The following is a 13,406-nucleotide window of genomic DNA, read 5'->3' on the forward strand; positions in this document are numbered from 1 at the left end:
ATAATTTTAGTACCGCTAAAAAGTATATTTCTTAATCGGTACAAATTTTAAAACTTATCGTTAAATAATAAATATAATAAACCTTTTGTCTAATTAATAAGGTGGGTCATCACTAATGGATAATGATGAATTAATTTATGGAGTCAATGATAAACCCCCTTTGGTAAAATTATTTTTATTAGCACTACAGCATGTTATATTAATGTCGGTGTATCTTGTCTTAATCGTCATTGTCGTAAGAGCAGCTCACTTACCTGATAATATCTCTTTAAATGCCGTAAGAATGGGTATGATTGCTTTAGCTATTGCTACTAGTATTCAGGCTCTTAAGCCACCTATTGGATCGGGTTACTTAGCAGCGCCTGTCGTTTCAGCTATTTATCTTAAAGCGTCCTTGCTTGCTGCTTCAGTTGGCGGCTTGCCTTTAGTACTTGGGATGACTATTTTCTCAGGTTTCATGGAAGTTATTTTTTCCCGCTTTATCTATCAATTACGTGCTCTTTTTCCACCAGGTATTTCCGGGTTTATTATTAGTATTGTCGGTATTGAATTAGGTTTAGAAGGATTAAACCAATTTTTAGAATTAAGCCAAAGACACTATCATGTTTCCCTAGGAAAACATATTATCATCGGCCTTATTACCTTAGGAACAATGGTGGGCCTTAGTATCTGGTGGCGCGGGCTTATAAAACTTATTTGTTCTTTTGTTGGCTTGGTCGTCGGTTTTTTTGTAGCTTATTTATTAGGTGCGATTGATATAACGAATGTGAGATTTAATAGTATTCCTTTCCTTTCATGGCCGGATCTAACTTTTATCTCCTATAATTTTTCTTTCTCATTAATTTTACCTTTTTTTATTGCAAGTATTGCTGCAGCGTTAAGAACCATTGGAGTTATTACTACATGTCAAAAAATCAATGATACTTCATGGAAAACGCCGGATTTGAGGTCTATCAAAGGAGGCGTATTTGCTGATGGCTTAGGCGCTATCACAGCTGGTATATGTGGAATTCCCGGCATTAGTACAGGTCCAAGTTTAGTAGGTGTTTCTAGCGCAACTGGTGCGACAAGTCGCTATATTGCTTTTGCAGCAAGTGTACTTTTAATTTTAATGGCTTTATTTCCACCAATTGCCTTATTGCTGCTTATTATGCCCATGTCTGTAGTAGGACCTACCTTAATGTTTACTGGCAGTTTTATGATTGTTGGTGGTATCGAAATAATGTCTTCAAGAAATATCGATACCCGTATGACTTATGTCATAGGCCTCGCATTCTTATTCGGTTTAAGCCGAGAAATACATCCAAATTTTTATGCCTCCTTACCACCTATTTTTCAGTCAATTACCTACACATCTTTAACTTTATCTGTAATTATTGCTTTATCTTTGCACTTAATTTTCCGGCTGCGTATTCGCAAACAAGCCGTGTTAAATTTTACAGAGGATATGTCTGATAAAAAACTAAGTAGATTCATTCTAGAACAGGGTAAACGATGGAAAATTGATAAACAAATTATGGAAAGAATTGCTCTAACAACTGAGGCTATTATTCAGCATCTCCATCATAGTAGTTTAGCTACCGATAGTATTAATCTTATTTTAACCTATGATCAAATTGATGTGATTGTAGAAATACAATATCATGGCGACTTACTCCTTCTACCTTTTGTCAATCAGAAAAAAAGTATTTTTCTAGAAGAAGAATCTTTTTCCTATGGCCTTAGTGACTTTTTAATTGGCGTTTATCCAGATAAATTTGAACGCTTTACGATTAAGGATATGTCTTATCTTAAACTTTATTTTCATATTTGATTTAGTTTTTCTATATAAATAATTACTAGTGGAAGACTTCCTAAATTAGGTTTAAAATCCATTAAATTCTTACAGGCTTATCGTTAGACAAAAGCTCAATAAATTATTTAGGAAAATACATGCGCATATTAATTATTGGCGGTACAGGCACTTTAGGGCAAGCAGTGGCAAATGAGTTTTTATCTCGTCATGAAGTGATCATAGCTGCCAGAAACAAGGGGGATATTCAAGTTGATATTAGCAACATTGAATCAGTTAAAATGATGTATCGTCAAGTAGGCAAAGTTGATGCTGTTATTTCCACAACAGGTCAAGTTCACTTTGGTCCGTTAAAAGAATTTACCCATGAAAACTGGGCTTTAGGCTTAAATAATAAACTAATGGGACAAGTCAATTTGGTGATGGCCGGAATTGATTATGTGACCGATGGTGGTTCATTTACTTTAACGAGCGGCATTTTAAATCGTGATCCAATTAAGTTTGGCGTTTCAGCCTCTTTAGTTAATGGCGCTATTGATAGCTTTGTTAAAGCAGCTGCAATAGAACTTCCTAGGGGATTAAGAATTAATGTTATAAGCCCTACTGTTTTAGTCGAGTCAATGGATAGCTATGGTGATTTTTTTAGAGGGTTTCTACCTGTTCCAGCAGCAACTGTGGCTAAAGCATTTTCAAAAAGCGTAGAAGGCGCACAAACAGGTCAGGTTTATCAAGTTGATTAAATTAATTTTCGATATAAAGAGGCAAAGTTTCTTTTATATCGGCACGAACGTAATCCCATAAAATGGAAAGCCTACATACTATAGAAAGGTTAATGTCTTTTATAGATCTTAAGGGATTGTGAATGTATTGTGTTTTTTATTGCAAGCTTAATTTAAAAATTTTACACCCAATGTAAAGCACTGTTATAGATCCCAGGTCATTTAAAAGAGAAGCAAAAATATGGGATAAACAGACTCTACTGCAAAAACGCAGAACTAAGAAGGCTATAGTAGCTCAGACTTGATCAGTCAGATCACATCGGACTAATACAGCTAAGAGCTAAGATATCTTGTACCGGGAGGGTACTGCTCCACTTCGTTAGGAGGTCCTGGTTGTTTCCTAGGTTCAGCGGACTCTTTATTATTCCCAGAAGAATTTTTTTCAGTTGTGACTTGGTAGGCTATTCCTTTTACTGCAAGCAATTGATGCAATTTTGTACTTTTTTTAGGTAAAACAGCACTTTGCACATCCACCTCTTGCACCTCTACCTTTTGCACCTCCTCCTTATTAATTTTTTGGAGATATTGTTCTAATCTCCTGATGGTTTGATTTTTAATTTGATAGAGAATATTGCCTACTACCTCTTTCCCTCTATCAAATAAAGAACCTATTTTTATTGTTACTTTATCTTTAGCTTTATAAATTTCCGGAGCCCCTATAACACTTCGAGTTTTGTTATCAATGGCAGCAGAAGCAGAAGCCATTTTATTAAACAAGGGTTCTGTCAACTTACTTGAAATCCAATTGGCTATTTTGCTTGGCCCTTGGATAAACCCCAAAACCCCTTTAGCCCAAAACGATTTAAGTGTTTCTTTTAAAGTGATATCTTCACCTTTAAATTTCATTGCTCCAAAATACAATAATGCACCTGCTGTTACAAAAAGACCAACTACGGGGCTTAGCAAAACAGCTGCTACAGTAGCTATGCCTTTAACTACTTTGCCTATAAAATTGAGTACTTTAAGTGTTAAACTTGCTGCGGCTAACAAAATTTTAGCAGCTCCTCCAGCCACTAAAGTACCTGTTCCTAATACAAACCCAACCACTTCCCCTAACACAGGAGTTTTTACGAGCTCCCTCCCTTTTTGAAAACCATAATTAAACAAGGCCACTGAATTAAATAGGGCATCGGAACTTGCCATACACAGACGTTGAATTGTGCCATAAGGGGCTATAAAAATTGTTTTAAGCGCCGCACCAAACATCATTACTATTTTAATTATTCCTAATCCGGCGTTAATATAAGCGTTAGCTATTGGCCTTCGAGAATCTTTAACGAGTAACGGCACTAAGAATAATGTAAGAGGGACGCCAATAATAATTGCTAATGGTTTTACTACTTTGTCCCACACACCATCAACCATAAAAGCTTTAAGCTTATTACCCACTATCTTTATGCGCGATACTGGAGGCTTGGTGATACCCATTGCCTGTAAGAAATTATCACCAAAAAACGCCGCTACTTCATCGCTTTTAGCCATCAAGGATTTAAAGTGAAAGCCATAAAATCTTAGTTCATCATCAGTTATTGTAGCTCTTAAGGCTTGATAGCTATCCGAATCAGTTTCAAATAAGTCTTTAAGCTTAATCATTAGGATAGCTGCTTCATCTTCATCAGGCGTAATCTCTAATAATTTTTCTTGTTTTAGGTGATTTAAAAGCAATAAGCCCTTGCCTAAAAATAAACCTGCGGTTTTAATCGTTAAAACTGCAGACGCAACGGCTAAAATTTCATTCACCACACTTTGATGTACAAATAAATCGGTAAACACTTCAGTCGGTACATTGATAATTTTTCCGACAGCACTTGCTGAATCTTTAGCAATTTCTACCCCCAGACCATGGCCAACTAAATGAGCCAACTTATAAACACCCACGCCAAAGACAATAGCTGCCGCAAACATGGCTGCCACTTGGGCTGTTTGTATAGCAATTTTTTCTACCTGTTCTTGGCCTGTATAGTGTTCTAAATCCTGCTGAGCAAAGCGCCGTGCTAGTTGATAAAGGGTATCTTTGTGTTCAAATTCATTAATAATAGTATCGAAAATTACATAATTAATCTTAGGCAGGCCAAAGCCATCCATAATTAATGTTTCTATCAGACCTTCGCTATGCGTAAGCTTCAACCACTCTGCACTGATGGCTTTAATGGCTGAATCAAGTTCGGCAGGACTGACACCTAATTTACCGTTAATTGTTAGCGCCTTAGTTATATAGTGCAAGCCTGCAAGCATATAATGACTACCCGCAGCACCCAAACCTGCCGCGCCAAAAGTCGCTGATGCAGCCACAAAAAATGCGCCGGTCATTGCCGGGTGTTTAGAGGCCATTTGATGTTCAAAGTATTTACCAAAATCCACGCAAGCTAAACCAATCGCTGAGAATAAATCAGAGGAATTATAAAGCTTCACTTGGCCTGGGTTTTGCAATTTAGAAAGGACTTTTTTGTCTTTGCCTTGGCAAAAACCTGCATCTTCTTTTTGTAAGGCTTCTAACGGATTTTGTTCCACTGATATTTCTTCAGAATGGACTTGATTATTTTTTTCAAATTCAATTAAAATCTCATTAACAGGCCGTACACCGTTCTTATTAGGAGCCTCTGTTTTCTGTTCTTTTGTTGGCTGGCTTGATTGCTGATTTTGTAGTTCTTTGACTTTTTTACTCTGAGCTTTAATTTCTTGACGTCTTTTTTTAATCAGCGCTAGTGGTTTATTTTCTTTTGAAGGCTTAACCGTATAATCAATCAAAGCAGCGCTTAGCAACGCATCTTCCTTTTTCATACCGGGAAAATCACGACTATCAAGAACAAAAACTTCATTATTATCTAAATTTTGCCATAATTGTTCATTTGACGGCCTAACTGGACTAAAGATATGAGATTCCATGGCATAGGCTGCATCCTGATACGCTTCCGTTAAACTTTGATTCGCATAGTCAAGCGCTCTATCTGCCGTATGTTGATAAACACTAATATCGCGTTGTTCATGGGCAAAGTCGTCCATAATATTGCGGTAGAGGGATTGCAAGCGTTTTTCAGGTTCCCTCAGTTTTTCTAATATATCATCTCTATTCTGTTCTATTCGCGCTTGTAACTGTTTTAATCGATTAAGCTTAATTTGCCTTGCAAATGCACCACTAGTAGAGCTAAGCTCCCAATCCGTAACTTCTTTCTCTATTCTTGCTATTCTTTTTTCATATAATTGCCTTATCTTTTCTGTAAGATCTGTACTAACAACATTTATTCTTAATTGATCCTTTGAATTAGATCGCGTTTGCTCTAATTCAGATAAAACATCTAATACACTGATGGTAAAGGCATTGCTTTCGCGCTCCATACGGGCATAAAACTCAACATCGTCCTCTCTTTGCTCTTGAGATTTCTTCGGATTATTACCTCTCTCAAGCTTCTGCTTTTCTAAACGTAATAAATTTTTACCCAAGATATTAATGAGCTTATTGTTTAATATATTATTATCAGGCAAATTCCCATAAAACCTAAATGCTTGTAATTGAGTTAAAGGCTGGCCATAAAAATCGATTTTGCTGCTTATGTTATTAACTACAGGTGGTGGAGGGAATTTAAGGAAAAAATTGCCATGTTTATCGCTGGCTACTACTTTAAAATCTGGCATAAAATAACTTTTTACAAATTATAATATTTTAAATTATACACTTTTTAATTAATTTTTATACAATTTTTTCATTTTTGTTACAATAAGAATCACTGTCTATTGCTAAAGTTCTTAAGAATTTAGTCCTTAGTGTCATTGCAGAAAGTGGCGAGCTAAACTGCTGGAGTCTACTATTTTAAAGTAGCAATATAAGCTTAACCCGACTTACTTCTCGCTTTTTCTTGATGCAGTTGATAGACTCGTATCGCATCTGGATTAGGTTGATGTTCCATGGGCATTGTTCGTTCAGCCCAAGGCTTATTAATTTCCTCATAAAAATTCTCAAGAGTAAAATATTTGCGATCATCTTTATAAAAAGTTTTATACTCTTCTCTTGTTGTGATAAAAATGACCTTTTTGGGGCTGCAATAATACATAGCAGCTAAACACATAGGGCATGGATGAGCCAATATATAAAATTCACAATCATATAAATGTTCACAACCTAATTTTGCTGTCGCAATACGAATCGCGTTAATTTCAGCATGAGCCGTAGGATCATGTGTTTGGGCAACAGTATTTGGCGCTTCAGCAAGGACTTTCCCATGACGAATGATTAAACAGGCAAACGGTCTTCCGCCATGTTCAACATTTTCCTGAGCAAGAGCAATTGTACGCTTAATAAAATCCATTGCCTATTTTCTATCTCTATTACTGAACCATAACCAAATTATAGCCAAGTAAAATAAATTAATTAGTTTACATGCCCTATCCTTAAATAAAGATACTAATGATGATAGAGAAAATGAAATTTAAAATAATCGTATTTTTAACGTTTTTTACAACTTTTGCACCACTTTCAGCTGAGCAAAGGAGCTATCAATTTGAAGCACTAAAGAACCATAAATATCAGCGAATTTTACTTGTGGTTGCCATGGACGCAGAAGCTGCGCCTATTATCAAAACGCTAAAATTAAAACCTTTTTCTCGCCCTTTTACTCAATTACCTATAAAAAGTTATTTTGGAAAATTTAAACATTTAGAAATTTTTTTACTTATCAATGGGCAAGATCCAATGTATAAAGTTCAAAATATAGGGACTCAAGCGGCTACATTAACCACCTATGTTGGTATTAAGTCTTTTCACCCTGATCTTGTAATTAGTATAGGAACAGCAGGCGGTATAAAAGAAAATGGTGCAAACATAGGAGATATTTATGCAAGTAAAAAAATTTATTTTTATGATCGTAGGATTTTAGTAGTAGGCTATGCTGCCTACGGTAGAGGAGGCTATTCTTCTGCTCCTTTAAGTCGGATTATGGATAAACTAGACATCCAAGAAGGCATTGTATGTAGTGGAGACTCTTTTGACAACAACAAAACCGATATGATGATGCTTTTAAAATACCGCTGTAACGCTAAAGAAATGGAAGCAGCCGGTGTTGCTTGGGTTAGCATGTTAATGAAAGTACCTATGATAGCAATAAAAGGTGTAACTGATATTGTAGGTAGCAAGACAACTTTAAGAGATTTTGATCGTAATTTCTTAAAAATAACGACTAAATTAGCAAATAGACTAGAAGCATTCTTAAATACACTTGCTCAATAATATTAGGTTTAATAAAATTTTTTATTATAGCTATTATTGCATGGTAATTTTTTATTGATGATAATTTCTTTCAGAGCCCTTAAAAATTATGATTTTCCTCTGTTGTTAAAATGGCTACAAACACCTCATGTTAGAACTTGGTGGGATAGCGATATTCATTGGAATTTAGCCCTGATTGAAGAAAAATACGCGACTTATGTAAACGGGTATAAAGAGATCAATAATCACCAGGAGCCCCTGTATGCTTATATCATTGAATTCAATCACCAAGACATTGGTTACATTCAATATTATAATGCTCATCGGTTTATCAAGGATAATTATTTAGCGAAGTTACCAACTAGCTTAGCAGCAATTGATATGTATATTGGTGAGCCCTCAGCACTTAATAAAGGCCTAGGCTCACAAGCTTTATCACTATTCATCGAGGAATTTATTTTTCCTAAGTTTGAAGCTGTTTTAGTTACACCTGATTTAAAGAATCAGCAAGCTATTGCTTGTTATCGCAAAGCTGGTTTTAAACCAATTTATGAACATATAAAAAACCATGAGCTTTGGTTATTAAGGGATAAAGCTAAACTTTGATTATCAAAAGCCATCCGTTAATGCAGTTATTTGCTATATTAGGCAGGATTAGATCCTACTAACTAAAGGTTGTATATTATGGATTATCAAATAATTCCTATTCAAAAAAAACATATTAACGATTTCTGGTTAGCTGTAGACAGTGTTGCCCGTGAACGCAAATATTTAGCTTTTTTAGAAGCACCCCCTATCCACACTACAATAGATTTCGTTTTAAAAAATCTTGAGGAAAATTGGCCGCAAGTCGTTGCTGTTTCACAGGGAAAAATTATTGGCTGGTGTGATATCACTGGTTTAGATAGGCCGATTTTTGCTCATCGCGGCGTGTTAGGCATTGGGCTCTTAGCACCTTATCGCGGCATGGGAATTGGCAGCCAATTAATAAAAACCGCCTTAGAGAAAGCGAAAGAAAAAGGTTTAACCCGAATTGAGTTAACCGTTCGTGAGCATAATCAAACAGCTCTTTCCCTTTATAAAAAATTTGGTTTCGAAATTGAAGGAATTCATAAAAAGGGTGTCTATGTGGATGGTATTTACGAAGATCTTATTTTTATGGCTCTACTTTATTGGTAGAATGACTTTTTCAAATTAAAATTATAAACACCTTATGTCATCGCCAATTAAGTTACTTAATCAATGGCTAGAAGAAGAACAACAAGCAGGTGCACCTAACCCCCAGCAAGCCATTCTTTGTACAGCAGATAAAAAAGCTACTCCTCACGGGCGTGTTATTGCTATTCGCGAAATTGATGAACAAAGTCTTTTATTCTTCACTCAAAAAACAACGAAGAAAGTCATTGAACTTACTGAAAACCCTATTGCTTCAATCGTTTTTTGGTTTGAATTATTTCAACGTGAAGCGATATTTAAAGGCTCAATTGAAGCTTTATCCGACGAAACCAATCAAACTTACTGGCAAACTTATCCCACTTCTGCTCAAATTCGTTTTCACAGTTATGCACCTACTTCTGGACAACCTATTGCAAGCAAAACTTTATTAGAAGAAAAAAGATGTAAGCTTGAACAAGAATATTACCAAAAATCAATTCCAATGAGTCCTTTTTACTGTGGCTTTAAACTTTTATTCAACCATGTTGTATTTTACAGTTATCGAACCGATGAATTATCAGACGTTTTTGCCTATAAAAAATGTAATGATATTTGGTATAAAAAACGTCTTTCACCTTAACTTTTTTGTAAACCAAAGAATCAAATCATCATCAACAGGATAACTATTGCCAGGTAAAATGGCTTTATAATGATAAGTAATACCACGACCGTCTGGTATGTAATCTCGCTTAATATACAACTGCTGAGCAGCGCCATAATCAGAATAAAGGCCAACGCCAATACCCACATGACTACTTCTTGTAGCACTTTCTTTCTCAGCACTACTTAAAAGCAAAGAGCCAATCCCTAATGTTCTGAATTTAGGTAATACATTTAAATCCATAATCTCAGGAATCTGATTTTCTTGAAAGAAAGGATAATTAGAGTGCCATTTTAAGGTAATGTAACCTGCAAAATGATCACCATAATAGGCAAGCCAAATCAGACGTTTTTGTTGCTGTTGCTCTTGGAGATATCGTTTAAATAGTGAGGCGGGTTTTAAAGTCCAATTCGATTGATTAAATGCATCAATTATACTAGGTATACGTTCGTCATTAAGGTCTGTGATGGTCACCTTATCAAAACTTAGTCGCTTTTCCATTTGATAATTGGTTAACTCATAACCACGAATCAGGACCTTTTGTTGTTTAACAACCACAAAACCACACTTTTCAAAAAAAGGTTTTGCCGTAATGCTTACCTCAGCATATAAGCGCGGAATTTGCTCTTGTTTGGCTTTATTCTCAATTGCACTCATCAATGCTTTACCAGCGCCTTGCCCTTGATAATTGTGATGCACATAAAAACAATCAATGTGGCCTGTGGATTCAAACTCAGCAAAGCCGATAATTTCCTCGTTCAAAACCGCAACTAGGGGAACTAGCTTTTTCCATTTAAGCTGCCAGCGCTCAGCATGTAGTGAAGAAGTCGGCGCCCAAGCATTGATTTGCTCTGGCGAATAATCTTGGCTATTTACTTGATGAATAGTGTTATAGTAAATGGCAGCGAGCATTGGCGCATCAGCTTTCTCATAAGATCTAACAACAATTTTAGTTTGCATAGGAACATTTAAAATTTCTTACTGATTGCAAGCATACTAAAGCTTAAATCTAATTGCATTTAGATTTAATTAGGTTTGTGGCCTGATCCCTATGTTTTCCCTTTCGGTTATTTATTTAGAAGACATTCAAATTCCACAAAAAAATGATAAGTGTCATTACTCTAAGAGACCTATTCATGATATTTTTGCATAAAACAATTACTTAGGAAGAAAATTGATGAAATGTTATGTGCTGGCCACTGGTAGTAACTTATCTAACACCACTTGGTCAATTCCTAATCAATCAATGAGTCAAAGTAATTTTTTCACTAAAAAATTTCTTGAAAGAATTAAACAAGATATTCTCTCATCTTTAGAAAGTTTAAAAACGGGTACATGCCATGGTTTTGAGAAAGAAGGTTATTATTTATATGGTCAAAAAACATCTTCTGGTTTTTATGGTCTTGCCTGTGATATACAATTAAATAAAGAACAACTGTTTTATCTTTACCGTCATCTATTTATGTGGCGCATTGCCCCTGCCTTAATAGCCGCAGAGCTTTCCAAATACACACAAGATTTCCGATTACTACAAGCTCAAGCTGAGCTAGAAGCATTACAAGAAATGATAAAGAAAAATATTGAAAGATTGATGTTAAAAGGCGAGAATTTTGAACGTTTAATGGCAAAAGTGGAAGAGCTTAAGCAAAAATCTTCTCAATTTAATCATCAAGCAAAAATGAAAGAGCCCTCCCCTCCCGAACCCACACAAGATTATCAGGTGGCACAAGCTAAAGCTGAGTTAGAAGAAACACCTGAGATAATGATGAAAGAAATTGAAGAAATGATAATGGCAAACGAGCCAATTGAGCTTTTATTAGCAAAAACCGAAGAGCTTAATCAGATATCTTTTCAATTTAATCGCAAAGGAAAAAATCACCGTAGTTGCGCTCTACGATCTTGTAATCTAATTTAATTTAAAAATTGCTAGAATTTAAATCATCTATTTAATAAGAGCCTTAAAATAGGTAAACATTAAATTTGCTTTCACTTGCTATAATTAGAGACAGACCACTATAAAGTAAGAAATTATGCGTATCGCCGTGTCTGGATCACATTCATTAGGCAAGAGTACCTTTGTACAAGACTTTGTAGAAGCTTATCCAGATTATCATCTTGAAATGGAGCCTTATCGAGCTCTACGGGATAATTACAATATTAAATTTGGCAAAGAATCAACACGCTTTTGTAACGGTATCCAATTTTATTATAATTTAAGTCGCGTTAAACAATATCATGATACTTCCTGTAATGTCATCTTTGACCGTTGTCCGGTAGACTATATTGCCTATTCACTCTATACCGAAACGTATAAACAAACTGATCTTGACATAAGATTTATAGAAAGCCTCATTGCCCCTACTCGAGAATCACTTAAATTTATTGATCTTTTAATTTTTATTTCAATTAATGAAAAACATTTAGTTGATATTGAAGATGACGGGATTCGTCCTATTGATAAATCATATCGAACTGAAGTTGATAATTTTTTTAAAGAAATTTATTTCAAGCATAGATATCAAGTTATGCCTGCTAATAAGGCCCCTTATTTTATTGAGCTTTGGGGAGATCGAAAAGAAAGGGTTGAGAAAGTTGCACAAATTTTAAAACAACTTAATTTCTAATCGTATGACAAGCTTCAATTTTGGATTCTGCGAACAAGTCGCAGAACGTCGTAGGCGGTTAAAATAAATCAGGGCAGGGCAAAATTAAAAAAAGATTAAATACTCTTCATCTTCCGTGCCGACCATAAACTGTTCTCTCTTCCTGCCAACAAATAAGCTGTTCCCTCTTTATGCCCAACTCCTGCAGCTTGTCCAATGTTGTTGCACAAATAATTAAAAAACTAATGATAGCCAAATTGGCCTTATGTCATCCTCGCAAAGTATTGTTGCGTCAATAAGTTTGTGAGCTAATGATAACCAAAAGTGATCCTATGTCATCTTGAGAATTCTGTATCATCCCCCGCAATCCTACGTCATCCCCCGCAATCCTACGTCATCCCCCGCAATCCTACGTCATCCCCGCGCAGGCGGGGATCTATTCATCAATTAGCACAGAGGTCAATTTTTAGATGGATTCCCGCCTGCGCGGGAATGACATTAGTTATTTGGAGTGATGTTGGTTATTTAGAGATATTGCCTCATTACTTAAGCAACAACACCGGCTTATCCACAAGATCCAGTGATATGACTAGATTTCAGATTCTGCAAATATCTAATTTCCCTTATATTTGGACTGACTTAATGGCTCTAACTCGCAAGATATTGGTAAATTAACAACTTTATGTAAATTAACACACATTCTGTATTATGTTTTAGATAGATTTTATCTTTGTAAAATAAATTTAAGTTACATTAAGGTTTTGTTGACTCATGAAAATCTAGAACCTCTTTTACTAACTCTTCAGTTTTACTACTGCGAAAGAAAGCAGATTGATTATATTCTTTGTTTGAATTTATAGAGCTATGTAATGCCGTCAAATCTTTCTCTCCATGAAGAACGTCTAAAGCGGTGTTTAAAACTGCTTTTTTGTGCTCGTGTTTTGTATCTTTTTCTTTATCAAGAGAGTTTAGATGCGCTGTAATTTTGCTTTTTAATTCCTGTATTTTGGGATGAGCTGCTTTAAACTTAGCTTCCTTCTCAAGAAAGTCAATTACTCTATCAACAGTAGTATAAAGCTCTTTCCAAAATGGATCTGATTCATGAGCCTTTACTTCGTAGGATTAATAATTAACCAACAAGAGTGCGACAATTTTTCTTTATTAAAGTGCTTTATTAAAGAGAAAAATAGTTTATTGTTATTAAATTAATGAAATG

The 13,406-nt window shown here is 35.3% G+C and carries 11 protein-coding genes; 8 read left to right on the forward strand and 3 right to left on the reverse strand.

Annotated features, from left to right (window positions below):
* Positions 1–115 precede the first annotated feature (115 nt).
* Together ACQUW5_RS05825 and ACQUW5_RS05830 are read left to right on the forward strand one after the other, a co-directional pair.
* Positions 116–1,813, forward strand: coding sequence for a uracil-xanthine permease family protein (locus ACQUW5_RS05825; RefSeq protein WP_444990279.1), 1,698 nt, complete (start codon positions 116–118; stop codon positions 1,811–1,813).
* 119 nt (positions 1,814–1,932) lie between these two features.
* Positions 1,933–2,532: a short chain dehydrogenase gene (locus ACQUW5_RS05830; protein WP_444990280.1), complete on the forward strand. Its 600-nt coding sequence runs from the start codon at positions 1,933–1,935 to the stop codon at positions 2,530–2,532.
* A 312-nt stretch (positions 2,533–2,844) separates the two neighbouring features.
* On the opposite strand, the gene ACQUW5_RS05835 is transcribed toward ACQUW5_RS05830, so the two are convergent.
* On the reverse strand, positions 2,845–6,204 hold the full coding sequence (locus tag ACQUW5_RS05835) for a hypothetical protein (RefSeq protein WP_444990281.1): 3,360 nt from the start codon (positions 6,202–6,204) through the stop codon (positions 2,845–2,847).
* 194 nt (positions 6,205–6,398) lie between these two features.
* Complete coding sequence (locus ACQUW5_RS05840) at positions 6,399–6,875, reverse strand: nucleoside deaminase (protein WP_444990282.1); 477 nt, start codon at positions 6,873–6,875, stop codon at positions 6,399–6,401.
* Between the two features lie 113 nt (positions 6,876–6,988).
* Between ACQUW5_RS05840 and ACQUW5_RS05845 the strand changes: the two genes are divergently transcribed.
* The 4 genes from ACQUW5_RS05845 to ACQUW5_RS05860 all read left to right on the forward strand — a co-directional run bounded on the left by ACQUW5_RS05845 (position 6,989) and on the right by ACQUW5_RS05860 (position 9,566).
* Positions 6,989–7,792: a phosphorylase family protein gene (locus ACQUW5_RS05845; protein ID WP_444990283.1), complete on the forward strand. Its 804-nt coding sequence runs from the start codon at positions 6,989–6,991 to the stop codon at positions 7,790–7,792.
* A 57-nt stretch (positions 7,793–7,849) separates the two neighbouring features.
* Positions 7,850–8,377, forward strand: a complete 528-nt coding sequence (locus ACQUW5_RS05850) for a GNAT family N-acetyltransferase (protein WP_444990284.1) — start codon at positions 7,850–7,852, stop codon at positions 8,375–8,377.
* Between the two features lie 78 nt (positions 8,378–8,455).
* A complete protein-coding gene (locus ACQUW5_RS05855) occupies positions 8,456–8,950 on the forward strand; it encodes a GNAT family N-acetyltransferase (protein ID WP_444990286.1) in 495 nt (164 codons plus the stop codon).
* A 34-nt stretch (positions 8,951–8,984) separates the two neighbouring features.
* Positions 8,985–9,566: a pyridoxine/pyridoxamine 5'-phosphate oxidase gene (locus ACQUW5_RS05860; protein ID WP_444990287.1), complete on the forward strand. Its 582-nt coding sequence runs from the start codon at positions 8,985–8,987 to the stop codon at positions 9,564–9,566.
* Here the strand turns inward: ACQUW5_RS05860 and ACQUW5_RS05865 are convergent.
* Positions 9,558–10,547: a GNAT family N-acetyltransferase gene (locus ACQUW5_RS05865; RefSeq protein WP_444990288.1), complete on the reverse strand. Its 990-nt coding sequence runs from the start codon at positions 10,545–10,547 to the stop codon at positions 9,558–9,560. The two genes, ACQUW5_RS05860 and ACQUW5_RS05865, sit on opposite strands and share 9 nt — an antisense overlap.
* A gap of 217 nt (positions 10,548–10,764) precedes the next feature.
* On the opposite strand from ACQUW5_RS05865, the gene ACQUW5_RS05870 reads away from it, so the two are divergent.
* Together ACQUW5_RS05870 and ACQUW5_RS05875 are read left to right on the forward strand one after the other, a co-directional pair.
* Positions 10,765–11,502, forward strand: coding sequence for a hypothetical protein (locus ACQUW5_RS05870; RefSeq protein WP_444990289.1), 738 nt, complete (start codon positions 10,765–10,767; stop codon positions 11,500–11,502).
* A gap of 115 nt (positions 11,503–11,617) precedes the next feature.
* On the forward strand, positions 11,618–12,211 hold the full coding sequence (locus ACQUW5_RS05875) for an AAA family ATPase (protein WP_444990290.1): 594 nt from the start codon (positions 11,618–11,620) through the stop codon (positions 12,209–12,211).
* The last annotated feature ends 1,195 nt before the right edge of the window (positions 12,212–13,406 follow it).

The organism is Legionella pelazae (assembly GCF_052527395.1).

Excerpts from the sequence above, each read along its gene's own strand:
- ACQUW5_RS05860 (WP_444990287.1), top strand. The coding sequence starts at position 8,985 with ATGTCATCGCCAATTAAGTTACTTAATCAATGGCTAGAAGAAGAACAA.
- ACQUW5_RS05830 (WP_444990280.1), top strand. The coding sequence starts at position 1,933 with ATGCGCATATTAATTATTGGCGGTACAGGCACTTTAGGGCAAGCAGTG.
- ACQUW5_RS05835 (WP_444990281.1), bottom strand. The coding sequence starts at position 6,204 with ATGCCAGATTTTAAAGTAGTAGCCAGCGATAAACATGGCAATTTTTTC.
- ACQUW5_RS05865 (WP_444990288.1), bottom strand. The coding sequence starts at position 10,547 with ATGCAAACTAAAATTGTTGTTAGATCTTATGAGAAAGCTGATGCGCCA.
- ACQUW5_RS05850 (WP_444990284.1), top strand. The coding sequence starts at position 7,850 with ATGATAATTTCTTTCAGAGCCCTTAAAAATTATGATTTTCCTCTGTTG.
- ACQUW5_RS05875 (WP_444990290.1), top strand. The coding sequence starts at position 11,618 with ATGCGTATCGCCGTGTCTGGATCACATTCATTAGGCAAGAGTACCTTT.
- ACQUW5_RS05855 (WP_444990286.1), top strand. The coding sequence starts at position 8,456 with ATGGATTATCAAATAATTCCTATTCAAAAAAAACATATTAACGATTTC.
- ACQUW5_RS05840 (WP_444990282.1), bottom strand. The coding sequence starts at position 6,875 with ATGGATTTTATTAAGCGTACAATTGCTCTTGCTCAGGAAAATGTTGAA.
- ACQUW5_RS05845 (WP_444990283.1), top strand. The coding sequence starts at position 6,989 with ATGAAATTTAAAATAATCGTATTTTTAACGTTTTTTACAACTTTTGCA.
- ACQUW5_RS05870 (WP_444990289.1), top strand. The coding sequence starts at position 10,765 with ATGAAATGTTATGTGCTGGCCACTGGTAGTAACTTATCTAACACCACT.
- ACQUW5_RS05825 (WP_444990279.1), top strand. The coding sequence starts at position 116 with ATGGATAATGATGAATTAATTTATGGAGTCAATGATAAACCCCCTTTG.